The following is a 16,283-nucleotide window of genomic DNA, read 5'->3' on the forward strand; positions in this document are numbered from 1 at the left end:
GGCCTTCTTCATCTTTTGTGTAGCCTAGAAACCAATAGTGGCTAACTTTTATCTTGCTGGTAACGATATTGAAGGCCTAACTCAACATCTTGGGCCAAGGAGCCATGATAGTTAGGAGGACTTCACCTTTGGCGTCAGTAGTCTTGATGTTCTCATTTTCAAAGTATACGACGATATTCTTATCTTTTAACTTCCGGATGTATTGCAGGCAGTCAAGGATGTTTCTGGCAAACCGGTTGATTGACTTGGTAATGATAAGGTCGATTTACCCGCCCTCGACAAATGATTGGGTAAACTGAACCGTCGAGAGTACTACTGTAATCGAACGAGATTAGAGCGCAGAAGTTTGAGTAAGCCTTTCTGAGAAAACCGAGGTAAGTAATAATAAATCTCTTGGAAAAATAACCAGTTTGCTATATTATAATGATATAACAAATTGATTATATCAAGGATTAACAATCATGTATCAGATTGATTTTTATGAAGATAGTACTGGTTACTCAGATGTTGAAGAATTTATCAAGCAACTTAATCAGAGTCGTCAGAAACAAGATCATCAAATTTTAACAAAGCTAACCTATCAACTAGAACTTTTATCCCATTTAGGAAAACTAATGCATGAGCCACAAGCAAAATTTTTAAAAGGGTATCGTCATCCGTTAATGGAATTACGGCCTATGCCTGAAAGGTTTTTCTATGCAAGCTGGGATCGTGATCGTTTTGTCATATTGAGTCACTATCGTAAAAAGCAAAATAAGACAGATCCTCGTGAAGTTGAAAAAGCATTGGCTAGACTCGATGACTGGTTAGAGCGAAAGGAGAAATAACTATGGCCACTTGGAATGATATTAAAGGAAGTCTCGATTCAATTGAACCAGCTGAAATGACAGCAATTAAAGGCCTTGCCTACTTACATGCTCAACGAATAAAAAAGGGAATATCACAAGTTGAATTAGCAAAACGGATTGGCATGAAGCAGCCACAACTGGCTAAAATCGAAAATATGTCTTCTATCCCAAGCCTTAGCACTCTAGATCGCTATGCCAAGGGATTGGGCTTAGTTGCAACAGTTTCGTTTAAACCAATGTCAACTGTTTAATTTTTGTGGCCGTTTATAGTTAGCTCAGTGGAACGAATAAAGGGTGAGTAGGGCCATGAAACCAAAAGAATTACATGATGGTATTAAACAAAATTATGAAACGAGTAAGTATGATGACAACGCCAAAGAAATCAATGGCTATCATCGAATGAGCAAGAATAGCTACTACTTACGTGCCTTATCCGTCAATATCGGAATTCTTTTAGTGTTACTTGCGATAATATATTTACCGGTGGCGAAGAGTATGTTTGCAAGCTACATGTGGTTAGCACTTATTTTCCGTATCTTTATCGTGCTGAGTATTTTTGGAGTCATTTATGCTCTAGTAGTATATTTAAGGATTAGAAAGGTAACTCAACCAAAATAGTTATTTAGGTTTGAAAAAGTAGTAGCAAAAAGCATGACGATCTTCACTAGACTGCCATGCTTAATTACTAATGATTGATCACGATATTTTTGACGACGCTTAGATACTTTCCTTTGATAACACATCTCTTTATTTAGCTGCTTTTCAGCAGAGTGCTTCACCTTTCGTAAATTTTTCTTTTCCTCAAACTGTTTTTGTAAAGTGGCCTGTGCCTTGGTACTAATACCTTACGATTTATTAGCCAGTCGTTGGACTCGCTTGGGATTAATACGATTAACGATTTTCAGTTGCTCATCCTTTTATGCTGGAATTGGAATCGCTAGTAATCTCTATTCACCAGATTTAAAATTAACGATATCTTCGGCTCTGAGCTGCCAAGTGTGACAGACGCTACTGAGTAACGACTACCGTCATGACGTGTCCTATAAAAATTACCATCAAAAACAATTGTTAAACAAGATTTGATAACCATCGTGTCCCCTCCTTAAATTTAGATTAGCGAAAGTTGGATATCCCAGGAGGGGAAGGATACTGATCAGGTAATGGAATTAGTGCAGCAAGTTAACCGGGGTGGTATTACCGATCAACAATTTTTTACGCAGATTTGGTCCTTTATTCAAGGCTATTATTAATATTAAATGGAACCACAAATTATGATCCAGCCTTGGTTGAAAGAACTTTAGACGAGATGATTCGAGGTGGCGAAAAATGATTTTGATAATTTACTGTCATCCATATGACCAAAGCTTTAATCATGCTGAACTAGAGGCAATCCAAGATAATTTGAGTATTGCTCATCGGGAATATAAGGTAATCGATTTGTATGCTGATCATTTTAATCCAGCATACTCCAAGGAAGAATTGAGACTCTATCATCAGGGTGAAACTACCGATCCTTTAGTCACAAAATACCTAAAATTGTGTCAACAAGCGAATACTGTGATTTTTATTACCCCTTTCTGGTGGAATAGTATTCCTGGGATGTTAAAGGGCTTTATTGACAAGGTAATGAAAGAGGGAGTGGGTTACACTGTTACTAAAACAGGAGTGAAGGGTGAGCTAACTAATGTTAAGCATTGCTATGTGTTAACCACATCGACTTCTCCAACTTGGTATATTTACCTCTTTTTAGGTAATGCTATCAAGAAAATTTTCATCAACAAAACTTTGCGTCAATTGGGCTTTCGCAACATTAGTTGGCAGAATTTTGGTGGCATTACCAATTCTTCACTTAAGCGGCGGAGAAAATATTTAGATAAATTAACTAGACAAATTTTTAGCTAAAAACAACACCTGGCTAAAATAGCTGAGTGTTATATATCCTGAATATTCACATCTTAACTTTAATCACTTCACTATCTTTGAACGTGCACTTCATGTGGCGTTGGAAGATGGTGTTTTTTAACTAGCCAGTATCAATGATGGCGCCGAAGAAGGTCATCTACGTCTCCTGTAACCCGGCCACCCTGGTCCGTGATTTACAACGCTTTGTTGAACAGGGGTACAAGGTTACTAAGCCAATTCAACCGGTGGATCAGTTCCCGCAAACGACACATGTTGAATCCATAACCGTCCTTGAGCGTACAGATAAATAGCTGAGAAATGCCGGTGTGAAGGCATTATTAATAGATTGAAAGTGTACTAATTCCTGTTTTGAAGTTTGGAATTAGTACACTTTTTACTTTTTGAGTCCGAGGGTCGAGTGGGCAACGTGCTGGATTTTCAGGTTGTGTAGACCAGTGTCCATTTTGGAGAGTTGAGTTGGTTAATGTGATGAGAGAAACTGTAATGGTTGACATGACGGGGATAATGTGAGGTGCCAAAATTCCGATTTTTGGGTGCTCAAGCCGAGTGGATTAGGACACTGTCACGGTGTCGGATTTTGTTTAATTTAGTCACCATGATTGAGCAGAATAGTACACTCAACTATAATTTAAGAAAAGATAGTTATAAGGGTGGAAAATCATAAAATGGCAAATCATCAAATTGAGATTGAAAATAAAGCAATGAAAGAAATCTTAATTGCTATGCATAACCTTGGTGGACAGGTTACTAGAAAACAAGTGCTGCAGGAACTTCATGATAATTCAAAAGTATTCAGCGAGAAAGAAATTGATGAGGTTCGAACATCCAAAAAGAGTGGTAAAGAATATCACCCTTTCCATTGGAAGTTTAATTTTGCAGTAAAGCATCTAATTCTTGCTGGGTTTATTGATACTGACAATGGACACGACTTAGAGCTTTCCAAAAAGGGACGCACTGTTGATATTGATGATTTTGACGCTGATAGGGACGTTAGGTCAATTTCTGAAAGTAAAATGCCCCACCGGAAGGTAACTCGAGTTAAGGTTAACTCAGTTTCCGATAGCACCAACTCTAATCAAGGAGATTCGGAAGACCTAGAAGAACCTTGGCGTCAACAACTGCTAGATGCGTTAATCAAGATGAGCCCTAAAAAATTTGAGCTCTTTTGTCGCGGTTTGCTGACGAAAATGGGGATTGACGTCGATGATGAGATTGGGGTTCAATATGTCGCTGATGGTGGATTAGATGGCTTTGGTTATGTTCGTTCTGATGACTATCGGACTACAAGAGTAGCGTTGCAAGCAAAACGTTGGCAAGGAAAGGTTTCAGCACCAGAGATCGATAAGTTTCGTGGTGCGATGGATAAATTTAATGCTGAGTTTGGGATTTTCATTACCAATTCGGACTTCACAAGAGATGCTGTTAAGACAGCGCGGCAAGGAACCCGAATTATCACATTGATTAATGGTGATCAGATTTGTGATCTAGTAGCCAAGTATAACTATTATGTGGAGCCAGTAACTACTTATCGATTGAAGAGCTTTTATTTGGACGAGGATTAATTTAGAAGGGAATGATTAAATGTCTTTAATCTCGGATTCCATAACCGTTGCTGAAAAAGTGCAGTCAATTGCTAAAAAATATAAGGATAAGGAATTGAATGATGAGATAATATTGCTTCAACAAAAGCTAAGTTTGCTTAGCAATGAAAATATTAAGCTAAGGGAAGAAATGGCTGAAATAAGATCAGATGTTCTTAGTAATAAGAATGTGTATATGGATGACAACGGTTTTCTTAGAAGAAAAAACGATGAAACAAAGTATTGTCCAAAATGTTGGAATAAAGATAGAAGGTTATCTATAATGCCAAACCATGGTGTGAAGGAATTTGATAGTATTAACGAGTATACATTTAAGTGTTCGGCCTGTGGTTTCATGGTCTATAGCAAAGATAACTTTGATAAAAATAGCACCCAGCCAATTAGCTGAGTGCCGCACATCCTGAATATTCACATCTTAACTTTAATCACTTCACCATCTTTGAACGTGCACTTCATGTGGCGTTGGAAGATGGTGTTTTTTGACTAGCCAGTATCAATGATGGCGCCGAAAAGGGTCATCTACGTCTTCTGCAACCCGGCCACCCTGGTCCGTGATTTACAACGCTTTGCTGAACAGGGGTACTAGGTCACCAAGCCAATTCAACCGGTGGATCAGTTCCCGCAAACGACACACGTGGAGAGCGTAACGGTACTGGAACGGATAGAAAAATGACGGTGAAACACTGGTATGATGGTATTCATGATAGATTAAAGGTGCACCAATTCTTCTTTTGGTGATGGAAAAAGATTAAGTAAACAGTGTGCCAGATTTTAGATTTATGTAGACCAGTATCCATTTTGGAAAGTTGAGTTAACGAGTGTATATTGTTAAATTGGTACCTTTTACCCATAAAGTTGGGACTTGGTAGAATAATAGTATACTCATCTATACAAAAACAACACCCTACTAAATGGCAGAGAGTGTTGAATACATATAATAATTATTTTCTTCTATTTTTTATTTGTTGATTAATTCGGTGAATTTGACGTTCTTCTACCAAACGGATGATAATCCAAATCATAATATAAACAAAGATAAAAATTAAAATAGTTTGCCAATTAAATAACCAACGATTGATAAGCATCATTCCTAAGAATAGGATAAAAGTTCCAGTTAGGTGAATAATAAGAGCATTTGAAAAAGATAGTTTTGTTTGGAACAGAAAACTTAATTCCCCAATTAAGCCACTAATAATAAAAACCGTGATGATATTTGTTGTAGAAATGGATGAGTTTTGCGATAAAAAAGCAATGATGGCAAGATAGGCGATAGATCCATAACCCATTCCACGGACAAAGTAACGGATGCCCCTTCTTAAATTTATCATTTTATAATCCCAATCTTCTTTCTAATTCTGGTAGATATTTTCGTGAAACATCGGTACGTTGATCAAAACTTAACTTGGCGATCATATTACCTGTAAAACCAGCTTCTAATGAAACTAAATGGCTTATATTGATAATGCCATGTTTTGATACTTGAACAAAATTTTCATTAAGTCTTATTAGTACCTGGTATAAACGTCCATTTGTTTGAATCACAGTGTCTTTGGTATAAAATGAGAGAACGCTTTTAGTTACCTCCACTTTGATAAGATCAGCCTGTTTAATAGTCAAAATTCTATCTTCTGTTTTTATAGGTATTAAAATACTGCTTTGCTGGTTGAATTTATTCAAATAATTAAGCAAGCTAATGACTTTATCGTTTTTTGTGGTAGCACTTACGGTAATATTAAGATCGTCAGGACCTAGTGATGGGTCTAATTGAAAATGAATTTGCACAATTAACTTTTCCTCTGGTATTGATTTGCTAAGATAGCCGTAATCAGCACTAGAACTATCGACATTCCTAAGAGTACCGTGGCATTATTATAGTTATTTAACTGATAACCATGAATTTTGAAGTGGATGCCAAGATATTCGATCATTTGTTGGCGCCTGCCTGGGAGTAAATATTTATCACTTAGTTTATTCAGCAAGAGGCTTCGTAAGCTTGCGGCTTGATAGCTACTTGGAAATAATTTTACTACGAATTCTGCTGATTTTGATAATGTTCCATAGGGCATATAAGTAGCAATTATGAATCCTGAAGCTGCTCCAATAATGGATGAAAGGCGGCTAAAAGTTGTGGAAGAATGAATTAGATCAACGATGATTAAATTGATAATACTGGCACCAGTTCCACCTAAAACAACAAAAACGAATCCCGGTAGTAGAGCGGTATTTGGTATATTAATATTATCTACTAAAATAAAGTAAATTGCCATGACACAAAATGTAATAACTTGCATTAACGAGCTAATAAATATTGCTGCAACTAAGTAACTACAATTAAGTTGGAAAGGCGTTAAATCAGTTAAACTTAAATCGTCCCATGTTCGGCTTTCCCGATCTTTAACTAACTGACCAAGGGCCTGAAATGAAGTAGTAATGCCTGCAATGGTAACAATTCCGCTTATCATCCATAAATCTAAAATTTTCTTTGCATTAGGCAATGTTTGCCATGAGACCGTTAAATTTTGCTGCAAAAAGCCGATATAAATGAAGAACGAGATCAAAGCGCCTAGGCAAGACATTAATACCCCCGTCTTATTAGTAAAGTAAATTTTCAGGTTTCTTCTAATTAGTGTGGCCATATTATTGCAATTCCTTTCCGGTAATTTTTAAAAAAGCATCATTTATGGAGCCAGGATTATAGGAAAAATTGGTAATATGTTTTTGATTGCTATTTAATAGAGCAATAACTTCTGACAAGTTAAGGCCATCAAAAGAAAATTGCTGGGGTGTTAATTGCTTCTTAGGGTAGTTAGTCTGTAATTTACTACCATCTGTTATCATAATCAGCTTAGTTGGTGCATAACGTTTTTTGATATTAGCTGCTGAACCAGAAACTAGGATTTTACCATTCTCTAAAATGTACATTTGATCCGCATTTTCGGCTTCTTCTAAGTAATGAGTAGTCAAAAAAATTGTAAGGCCATGTTTCTTTTGAAGTTTTTGGAGAAGGTTCCAAATAGCTAGTCTTGTTTGTAAATCTAAACCAGTTGTTGGTTCATCAAGAAAAAGAATGTCCGGCTCTGTGATCAAAGCCCGGGTAATATCGACTCTTCGTCGCTGTCCACCAGATAATGTACCATAACGTTGATTTAAGAAACTAGCGATACCCATTAGATTAATTAACTGATGAATCCACTTGGAGTGGTCTTCATGATATAATTTCGATCTGAAATAAAGATTATCCTTAACTGAAAGATCCTTATCGAGAATGCTATTCTGAAAGACAATCCCGATTTTTACTCCTTTACTGCGGGTAATTGTTCCGGAAGTTGGATTCATTAACCCTGTAAGAAGATTGATAGTAGTTGATTTGCCTGCACCATTGGTTCCCAGATAAGCGATTAATTGTCCCTGATCGATTTGTATATTTGCCTTATTTAGAGCTAATGTTGATCCATATTTTTTTGTAAGGTTAGTCGCTTTAACTAACATGTTTTATTACCCTCCTAATATATTTGATAGTGTGAATATATCAGTAAGGGGAATATTTGTGATTGATTAAAAGACAAGTGGTAGATATGCAGGGATGAAGGGTAATAACGATTAGATAAAAATGACATCCAACCAAAATAGCTGAGTATAGACTGCCCTAAATATTTACATCTTAACTTTAATAATGTTTAGCCGGAAATCCCATGACTTTAGTCATGGGATGAATAGGTGCTTTTTAGTTTTTTGATTGTTAACACTGGTTACAGTGGATTGATGGATCGTTATCTGTCAATGTGATAAAAAATAGCTGTGTAATTAGTTGCATGGCTATTTTTAGTAGGTGAGTTTATTACTTTGATCAATAATATAATTACAAAATATTTAATTGAGAAAAAAGGGAACCCTTGATATTATTGGATTTAGAGAAAAAATATTTAAATTGAGAAAAAGAAAATGTGGAGAAATAAAATGGAGAATTTCACTTCTGATGTTTTATTAGAACTTATCCAAAATGATAATGAATCCGAAACAATCGAATATAAATCTAATTTGAATGATACCGGTCAAATTTGTAAATATATTTCTGCATTAGGGAATGCTGCCATCGCTTCCTTGAATCCGTGTGCTTACTTAATCTGGGGAGTCGAAGATATTACTAAAAAGATAATCGGAACAAAATTTGATCCATATACATCAAAAGCTCGTATTTTACCTAAAGATGGTAATAAAAAGCGAATGAAAAATTCAAATTTCCCATTTATTACTTATATCGAGGAAAATATAAATCCTAAAATTCAACTGAAGTGGAAAGAATTTAAGTATGTTCAAGGAAAAAGGCTGGTTGTTTTAATTATTGACGTAACTCATATAAATCAACCAATTAAGTATAAAGGTGTTGAGTATATTCGATCTGGTACATCACTCAAGCCGTTAAATGAGTTTCCGGAAAAAGAAAGACAAATTTGGAAATCGTTTGAATCTTCTAAGTTTGAAATGGAATTAGCCAAAACTAATGTATCGTATTCGGACATAGAAAATCTGCTAGATATTAATTTTTACAAAAGGATTATAAATATGGATATTATCCATGAAAGTGATATTATTCAAAGTTTAATTGAAAATAATATTATTGTTAGTTCTGGAAATTCCTTTAACATCACTAATTTAGGTGCCTATACCTTAGCAAAGGATATGAGTAGCTTTCCTCACTTAAAGCGAAGAACAGTTAGAATTACTAAATATGAAGGAAACCATAAGATTGACAATGCAGTATACGATGCTATTGGTAATATGGGTATCATAGTTGGATTCCATAATATGATTGTTAATATAATGCTACATATTCCTTATGTTGAAGATTACACTGGTGGTATTCGGAATGATATTCCACAATTCCCAGAATTAGTTGTTCGGGAATTATTAGCGAATACGATTGCTCATCAAGACTTTACTATTAGTGGAATGAGGCCAATGGTGGAAATCTTTGATAACAGAATTATTTTTAGTAATCCAGGTGTTCCATTGATTGATCCAATGAGGTTCCTAGATTTTCCCCCAAGGTCAAGAAATACAGAACTGGCTGACTTGCTGGGCAAATTTAAAATAGTAGAATCTCGAGGAACTGGTATTGATAAAGTTGTTGCTTCTTTGGAAGAGCATGAATTACCAGCTCTGGAAATACTTACGAAAGGAACAGATGCAACACAAGTTACAATTCACAGTAAAAAGCTTTTTAAAGATATGTCTCCAACTGAAAAGAACGAATCGATATATTGGAATGCCTGTTTACATTATGTTAACGATGAGCAAATAAATAATGCATCATTAAGGAAAAGGTTTAACTTAACTAGTAACAACAGTTCACTAATCTCTAAAGCCATTTCTAATGCAATAGAGGCTAATTTGATCAAGCTTTATGATAAAAAAGCAGGTAGAAAGTTTGTATCTTATATACCTTTTTGGGGTGTTAGTGTTCAAAATAGATATAAAATTTAACTACGCGCTTCTGATAACGGATTTCTTTATTCAATCGATTTTCATTAGTGCGTTTAGTCTTTCGTAATTTTTTCTTTTCCTCAAATTGCTTTTGTAAGGTAACTTGTGCTTTGGTGCTGATGCCACGAGACCTCATTGCCTTGTTAGCTAATCGTTGCGCCCGTTTCGGGTTAAGGTGATTAACCATTTTTGGATTCTCGCTTTCTACGTGATGAAAGTGGAATCTTTGATAGCCCTTGTTTACTAGTCTTAGGATTAATGACATTTTAGGCTCGGTACTGCCAAGCGTAACGGATGCTACTGAATATTGATTTCCATCGTGACATTCCCAAACAGCTTTATAGAAGCTACCATCAAAAACAATTGTTAGACAAGATCGAATAACCATCATGTCCCCTCCTTAAATGAATTACGAAAGAGGGACATCCCGGAGGGGAAGGATACTGATCAGCGGTAGCTGACGTCCGGACTACCAACCGAACAGTGTTTTTACTTTCTAAGGTAACAGTATCATAACTTAACTTACTGGTGATTCTTAATTAGGGAGACTAAAACCAGCACTACCACAAAAAAGAAAAAGTATAACTTTTGGGAAGGAGATATATTGAATGAATGGGAATAAGAGCGTTAGATTTGAGAATCAAGTCATGGGAGAAGCATTGAAAGCAATGCAGATGCTTGGGGGTAAGTTAACTCGTAAGGAGATAAAACGAGAGATTCGTGACCATTCAAAGATCATTTCTGAAGAGAGGGTTGACGCTGTAAGAACATCAAAAAAGACGGGTAGGAAATATCATCCGTTTGACTATCAGTTTAATTTTGCAATTAAACATTTAATTATTGCTAGTTACATCACTACTGAAGATAACCGCAATCTTGAATTATCAGAAAAGGGTCGAACAGTTGATATTGTTAGGTTTGATCCAAACCATGATGTTTGGCCAGTGGTCAATGAGCAATCAAATGGTAATTCAGACAATAATGATTCAGAAGAAGAGCCTGTTGAGGAAGAACCATGGCGGACCGAATTATTAAATGCTTTAGTGGAAATGTCACCAAAGAAGTTTGAGTTATTTAGTCGAGGGTTACTTACTCATATGGGAGTTGACCTTGATGACAATATTGGAGTTAAATATGTTGGTGATGGTGGCTTAGATGGTTTCGGCTATATTACTTCCGATGATTTCCGGACCACTCGTGTCGCATTGCAGGCTAAACGTTGGGATGGAAAGGTTTCAGCACCAGAAATTGATAAATATTGTGGGGCAATGGAGCTAAATACGGTATTTTTATCATAGCCTCAGATTTTACGCGTGATGCTATAAAAACGGCTAAAGAAGGTACTCGGGTAATTACATTAATTAATGGGGATCAGATTTGTGATTTGGTAGCTAAGTATCACTACTACGTAGAGTCAGTGACAACTTATAGGCTAGGTAGTTTTTACACGGAAGATGAGTAGTAAATGGAAATTATTAATTAACCGTTATGTGAACGAACAGGAATTACAAGAAAATACGTTAGTACAACTTGGTACCGTCCCCTATCAAGGTAACACATTAAAAATCTAAAATTATTTGGTTTATACAATCTTACAGCTGTGAAATTGTTTCGTTTACCAGGCATTTCAACGGTGTTGAAACATTCAATGCCTTTTTTCACTAAGAATAGCAGTTGGCCAAATGTTTGTGGATATGTGATGTGCTAAGATGTACTTGAAGTCACACCACCACTACCGTTCAATGTTCAATCACTGCATTATCAGCCAGTGTTCCTGGTGCTAACATACTGTGAACCGATTATTCTGGGATAAAAAGTTACTGAAATCTATTGAAGTATGAGTAAATCCTCGATCTGTATGGATTAAGGGCCATTATCCCCACTTGTTTTTTACCAATTCAAAGGCTTGGATGGTTTCTTTGGCCGTGTAATCACTTAGGAGTCGGAGCTTAGCTAACGTTGAATAGTTTAGCAAAATACCCCCTAACGATAACAAGTTTTAGATTTTAAATTTACTACCCTTAAGGGGATTATAGCCAAACTAGCTGGATACTATAAATTTTAACTTTATTCACCATCTTTGAACGTACACTTCATGTGGCGTTGGAAGATGGTGTTTTTTGACTAGCCAGTATCGATAATGGTGCTGAAGAAGATCATCCATGCCTCCTACAACCCGGCCGATCTGATTCGTGATTTACAATACTTTACCGAACAGGGTAATCAGATTGCCAAGCCAATTTCCGATGGATCCAGTTTCAACAAACAAGTGGAGAGAGCGTTACAGTTCTAAAGAAAGCAAACTAAAATGTGTCATGACGGACTTGATTGAAGATTGAAATGGGTCCTTAGTGTGGAGTTATTTTTTTACACTTAGGGTCCATTTTTTATTGCCAAAATTTGGAGAAACGCTGATATAACAAAGATAAAGTTATCTTACAAATCATCGAGCTATTCCTTTTAGTGTGTCTATTTAATAGATGCAGAAGAACAGGCAAGCGATATTTTTATCGTAATCGTACTCTTTGCAATCTTTTTATTTGTAATCTAGCAAAATTACAAATAAAGCTTGACGAATTTTGGAGTGGCTGTATAATGTAATCATCGAATGTATTTAAATGTAATTTATCGAAGGTACGGTGGGAAAATGAAAATAACAAATTTAGTAGATTTATCGGTTGGAGTACCAGCGTCACGAATACAAATGGCGGAGTCCAGATCAGCACCAGTCTACAAAATATATGGACAAGATGAGTTGGAAGCCGATTTAGAAGGGGTAGAATCCAATGGTTCACCAAAAACGATTCGAACAATCAAGCAAGTAATGCAACTAAAGACTGGGGATATAGTTTTCAGTTTGGTGTCGGGGAAGGCATCGCTGGTTAGCCAAACACATGCGGGGTACTTGTATACGCAAAACTATGTTGTACTTACACCATCGAAAAAAATTGATTCGACATACCTTGTTTACCTTTTAAATGAAGATCCGGATATTCAAAAGCAATTTTGGCGTGGTTTGCAAGGATCTCAGGTAATGAAGTATACCGTTACCCTATTACGAGAGCTAAAGATCAAAAAATTGCCACCAGTAGATAAACAACAGGCAATTGGTCAAATATATATCAATCAATTGCGAATACAGGCATTGAAGGAGCGGATAGCTCGTAACGAAATGATACTGAGACGCGGACAATTAAGGGAGATTAACTTAAAATGGAAGAATTAGTGTTTGAAAATGATTTGATTCAATATCTGTCGACGGGTGCGATCGCTACTTCGAATGTCTCAAATAAGTTAGGTGAAGAAGTAGATAGTTACATTATTAAGTCCAAACTTTGGCAGTATAAACCCGACATAAAAACTACTGACCAACTCTGGGATAACTTCAAAAAAATTCTGGAACAACATAATCAAAATACACTTAATCACGAACTCTCCACAGTAGAATTTAATCAGGTTAAGCAAGCCATCTCTAATTTGAAAACACCGTACCTAGCTGGTCAATTCTTATACGGCCTTAATGGGGTTTCTCAACTCGAGGTTGACCTTGATGATGGGCGGCATGTTTTTCTAACAGTATTTGATCAAAAGAAGATTGGGGCTGGTGACACGGTCTATCAAATTGTTAACCAGATCGAACGTCCAGCCCTGATCGCTGGGAAACCAAATCGTCGCTTTGATACCACACTTCTTATTAACGGCTTACCAATTATTCAGATTGAAGAAAAACGTGATACACATGATGTGGATGAAGCCTTAAATCAAATGCACCAATATATTCTGGAAAATCAATATCACGACATTTTCTCCACATTGCAAATCTTAGTGGGAATTACTCCTAACAACGCCAAGTACATGGCCAATACAACGGCGGACAAGTTTAATAAGGATTTTGCGTTCAACTGGCAGCGGAAAGAGAACAATCAGGTAGTTCGCAATTGGAAAGAGTTTGCCGATTCAGTGCTGTCGATTCCGATGGCCCATCAGATGGCCACCAATTATATGATTCTAGATGGGACGAAGAATAAACAGATGCTGAAGGTGATGCGGCCTTACCAGGTTTATGCCACTCAAGAGGTTATCAATCGGCTTAAGCATGTCGACTTTGATATGGGGACCAATAAGGTTGGTTACGTTTGGCACACAACAGGATCCGGTAAGACGATTACTAGCTTTAAAACGGCGTGGTTAGCAAGTCGGATGCCGAAAATTGATAAGGTTGTGTTTGTTGTTGATCGGATCGCCTTAACGCAGCAAACATTCGAAAATTACCGTGCTTACGATCCTGATGCCGACGAACAGAATTTAGGTAGTGTTCGTGATACGAAACGAACGCGAGACCTCAGCAAGCAGCTACGGTCTAAAGATGATGGCATCATTGTGACTTCTGTACAAAAGTTGGAAACACTGGTAAAGAGAAAATCATTTAAGTCACCGGATAGGAATATTGTCTTTATCGTTGACGAAGCCCACCGCTCAACAGGTGGAGAAGGCTTTGAGAGTATCCAGAAGGCCTTTAAACGCGCAGCTTGGGTCGGTTACAGTGGGACGCCAATGTTTGACGATACAACTAAGAGTTTACGTACTGAGGATATTTTTGGCCCACTTTTGCATGCCTATACGATTCGGGAAGCAATCGCTGATCGTAATGTCTTAGGGTTTAAGGTTGATTTTGAAACCACAATTGATGATGAAACGATGAAGCGAGATTACTTACCGAAGTTTTACCAGGAACTGCACCCAACGTGGGATCAAAAAAAGATCGATAAAAAGATTGGAAATCTAAATGATGAAGATATGGATGATGCCATTAAGCCGAGTTTTTACGATGAGAATCCAGAACATGTTCGCTTAGTTGTGGAAGATATTTTCAAAAACTGGCGGAACCGATCCAATGATGGCAAGTATAATGCCTTATTTACGACCCATGTCGGCGGTAACAAGGCAAGTACGCCGATGGCAATGATGTACTTTAATGAATTCCAGCGGGTCAACCATGAGCATGCCAAAAACGGTGGGCTAGTTCTAAAGGTTGCGGTAACGTTTAGTCAAAGCACTAATAATAGTGATAGCATGATTCAGACTAACGAAAATTTGTCACATGCAATCAATGCCTACAACGATCAATTTGGTACTAGCTATGGTCTGGACGATGTGGCTGGATATACTCAGGATGTCACTAGCCGGTTGAATAAAACTGCTCAGGATGGCGACTATCTGGACCTGGTTATCGTTGTTGACCAGCTACTAACCGGTTTTGATGCACCAGAGCTCAATACGCTTTATATTGATCGGACTCTGAAAGGGGCGGCTTTAATCCAGGCATATTCTAGGACAAATCGGATTGCTGATATGCAAGAAAAGCCATGGGGCCGGATTATTAACTACCGGTGGCCACACCATAATGAGCAATTGATGAACAATGCATTGGCAACGTACGCTAACCGGAATTCTGCAAACTTAAGTGATGAAGAACGGAAACGTCAAAATACCAGTGATGGCATTACGGCACCTAAGTTTAAGGTTTTATTTGAAGAAATTAAGCAGGTAGTAGAGGAGCTTAATCAATTAACCAGTGACTTTGTTCAGTTGCCACCTTCCGAAAAAGATAAGGACAAGATGTTCGATTTGTTACGTCACTACAACTCCGGCATTGCAAAGTTGAAGCAGTTTGATCCAAAGGAAGAGGATAGCGAGGAGATGGGGTTTGATTATGACAATCCGGACCAGTTAATCGAAAAACTGGGGATGAGTCCGGAACAAGAAACAATGTTAACCACTGTTCTAACCAACGAATTAAAGGAACATATTGCTGGTAAGAAGGGAATCAATGTTCAACAGTTGGAATTAAAGTTAGTTCATATTAAGGACGTCAAAGTTAATTATGACTACTTGACGGAATTAGTAGAACAATTGTTGAACCAGGTTCACGATGGCGAAGTTGATGCTGCTCAAGATACACATAACCAGATCAAACAATTTGCGAATGGTTTGGAAGATCGGAACTATGCAAAGCAAATTATCAATGCTTCTTCCGAAATTTTGGATGGTAACTATCCACCGGCCGAGACAGACTTAAAATACCCAGTGAAATTGAAAAATAGCGATACAATTATTCGCGACGCTAATAATATAAACCTGGATCGGAAGTTGCTGCAATTCAGAACCAAGTGGGGGATTACTGATTTGTGGAACAACGATCAAATGCGTGAATTGTTTAGTCGTCATAAGTTGGAAAAGCAAGATCTAGATGATACGGGACAAATTCAAGATCTTTTGACACACGCTTCAGCAAGTTACAAGGAGCTTTCCTTAGACAAAAATGTTCAACAGCTGTCGAGGATCAAGTATCGCAATGGCTTGCGGAACGCAATCTATAAATTGGCCGACCATATGATTGACGTATTGTAGTTAAGAAAGTTAAGAA

At 37.1% G+C, this 16,283-nt stretch carries 16 protein-coding genes and 3 pseudogenes; 13 read left to right on the forward strand and 6 right to left on the reverse strand.

The genetic code is table 11. The features are described from left to right. Positions 1 to 76 precede the first annotated feature (76 nt). Positions 77 to 265 (reverse strand): recombinase family protein, encoded by a 189-nt coding sequence (locus AOQ57_RS08415; RefSeq protein ID WP_093625239.1) that lies wholly within the window; start codon positions 263 to 265, stop codon positions 77 to 79. Positions 266 to 461: 196 nt separating this feature from the next. Here AOQ57_RS08415 and AOQ57_RS03320 point away from each other — a divergent pair, with 196 nt between their 5' ends. The 8 genes and pseudogenes from AOQ57_RS03320 to AOQ57_RS08175 all read left to right on the forward strand — a co-directional run. After that, on the forward strand, positions 462 to 827 hold the full coding sequence (locus tag AOQ57_RS03320) for a type II toxin-antitoxin system RelE/ParE family toxin (protein WP_093625189.1): 366 nt from the start codon (positions 462 to 464) through the stop codon (positions 825 to 827). 2 nt (positions 828 to 829) lie between these two features. Further along, positions 830 to 1,099 carry a helix-turn-helix domain-containing protein gene (locus AOQ57_RS03325; RefSeq protein ID WP_093625191.1) on the forward strand — a complete coding sequence of 90 codons (270 nt, stop codon included), beginning with the start codon at positions 830 to 832 and terminating at the stop codon, positions 1,097 to 1,099. A 55-nt stretch (positions 1,100 to 1,154) separates the two neighbouring features. Continuing rightward, a complete protein-coding gene (locus AOQ57_RS03330) occupies positions 1,155 to 1,466 on the forward strand; it encodes a DUF3784 domain-containing protein (RefSeq protein WP_093625193.1) in 312 nt (103 codons plus the stop codon). 708 nt (positions 1,467 to 2,174) lie between these two features. After that, entirely contained in the window at positions 2,175 to 2,750 is a 576-nt protein-coding gene (locus AOQ57_RS03340; RefSeq protein ID WP_093625195.1) for an NAD(P)H-dependent oxidoreductase, read from the forward strand. A 137-nt stretch (positions 2,751 to 2,887) separates the two neighbouring features. Next, positions 2,888 to 3,061 (forward strand): annotated as a pseudogene (locus AOQ57_RS08170) (23S rRNA (uracil(1939)-C(5))-methyltransferase RlmD); the annotation flags it as partial. A gap of 375 nt (positions 3,062 to 3,436) precedes the next feature. Further along, the gene (locus AOQ57_RS03345) at positions 3,437 to 4,333 is read left to right on the forward strand and encodes a restriction endonuclease (protein WP_093625197.1); all 897 of its coding nucleotides are present in this window, start codon (positions 3,437 to 3,439) and stop codon (positions 4,331 to 4,333) included. Between the two features lie 19 nt (positions 4,334 to 4,352). Beyond that, positions 4,353 to 4,760 (forward strand): hypothetical protein, encoded by a 408-nt coding sequence (locus AOQ57_RS03350; protein WP_093625199.1) that lies wholly within the window; start codon positions 4,353 to 4,355, stop codon positions 4,758 to 4,760. Positions 4,761 to 4,871: 111 nt separating this feature from the next. Further along, positions 4,872 to 5,045, forward strand: a pseudogene (locus tag AOQ57_RS08175) (23S rRNA (uracil(1939)-C(5))-methyltransferase RlmD); the annotation flags it as partial. A 268-nt stretch (positions 5,046 to 5,313) separates the two neighbouring features. Here the strand turns inward: AOQ57_RS08175 and AOQ57_RS03355 are convergent. Genes AOQ57_RS03355 through AOQ57_RS03370 form a run of 4 tightly spaced genes read right to left on the reverse strand, consistent with a single transcriptional unit; the run spans position 5,314 to position 7,861 of the window. Continuing rightward, positions 5,314 to 5,700 carry a DUF3021 domain-containing protein gene (locus tag AOQ57_RS03355; protein WP_093625201.1) on the reverse strand — a complete coding sequence of 129 codons (387 nt, stop codon included), beginning with the start codon at positions 5,698 to 5,700 and terminating at the stop codon, positions 5,314 to 5,316. Between the two features lies 1 nt (position 5,701). Further along, entirely contained in the window at positions 5,702 to 6,154 is a 453-nt protein-coding gene (locus AOQ57_RS03360) for a LytTR family DNA-binding domain-containing protein (RefSeq protein WP_093625203.1), read from the reverse strand. Positions 6,155 to 6,156: 2 nt separating this feature from the next. Then, the gene (locus AOQ57_RS03365) at positions 6,157 to 7,008 is read right to left on the reverse strand and encodes an ABC transporter permease (protein ID WP_093625205.1); all 852 of its coding nucleotides are present in this window, start codon (positions 7,006 to 7,008) and stop codon (positions 6,157 to 6,159) included. Position 7,009: 1 nt separating this feature from the next. After that, a complete protein-coding gene (locus tag AOQ57_RS03370) occupies positions 7,010 to 7,861 on the reverse strand; it encodes an ABC transporter ATP-binding protein (protein WP_093625207.1) in 852 nt (283 codons plus the stop codon). Positions 7,862 to 8,329: 468 nt separating this feature from the next. Between AOQ57_RS03370 and AOQ57_RS03375 the strand changes: the two genes are divergently transcribed. Then, positions 8,330 to 9,856: an RNA/DNA-binding domain-containing protein gene (locus tag AOQ57_RS03375; protein WP_162200218.1), complete on the forward strand. Its 1,527-nt coding sequence runs from the start codon at positions 8,330 to 8,332 to the stop codon at positions 9,854 to 9,856. Here the strand turns inward: AOQ57_RS03375 and AOQ57_RS03380 are convergent. Beyond that, positions 9,828 to 10,244, reverse strand: coding sequence for a YjdF family protein (locus AOQ57_RS03380; RefSeq protein WP_093625211.1), 417 nt, complete (start codon positions 10,242 to 10,244; stop codon positions 9,828 to 9,830). The genes AOQ57_RS03375 and AOQ57_RS03380 overlap by 29 nt on opposite strands. Positions 10,245 to 10,464: 220 nt before the next feature. Here AOQ57_RS03380 and AOQ57_RS03385 point away from each other — a divergent pair. The 4 genes and pseudogenes from AOQ57_RS03385 to AOQ57_RS03395 all read left to right on the forward strand — a co-directional run bounded on the left by AOQ57_RS03385 (position 10,465) and on the right by AOQ57_RS03395 (position 16,267). Next, positions 10,465 to 11,318, forward strand: a pseudogene (locus AOQ57_RS03385) (restriction endonuclease). Between the two features lie 678 nt (positions 11,319 to 11,996). Further along, the gene (locus tag AOQ57_RS08180; protein WP_157686478.1) at positions 11,997 to 12,149 is read left to right on the forward strand and encodes a hypothetical protein; all 153 of its coding nucleotides are present in this window, start codon (positions 11,997 to 11,999) and stop codon (positions 12,147 to 12,149) included. Positions 12,150 to 12,503: 354 nt separating this feature from the next. Next, the gene (locus AOQ57_RS03390) at positions 12,504 to 13,082 is read left to right on the forward strand and encodes a restriction endonuclease subunit S (RefSeq protein ID WP_093625213.1); all 579 of its coding nucleotides are present in this window, start codon (positions 12,504 to 12,506) and stop codon (positions 13,080 to 13,082) included. Next, positions 13,070 to 16,267 carry a type I restriction endonuclease subunit R gene (locus AOQ57_RS03395; RefSeq protein WP_093625215.1) on the forward strand — a complete coding sequence of 1,066 codons (3,198 nt, stop codon included), beginning with the start codon at positions 13,070 to 13,072 and terminating at the stop codon, positions 16,265 to 16,267. The genes AOQ57_RS03390 and AOQ57_RS03395 overlap by 13 nt, the downstream gene beginning before the upstream one ends. Positions 16,268 to 16,283: the final 16 nt, after the last annotated feature.

It is taken from the genome of Limosilactobacillus gorillae (assembly GCF_001293735.1).
GTDB lineage: Bacteria > Bacillota > Bacilli > Lactobacillales > Lactobacillaceae > Limosilactobacillus > Limosilactobacillus gorillae.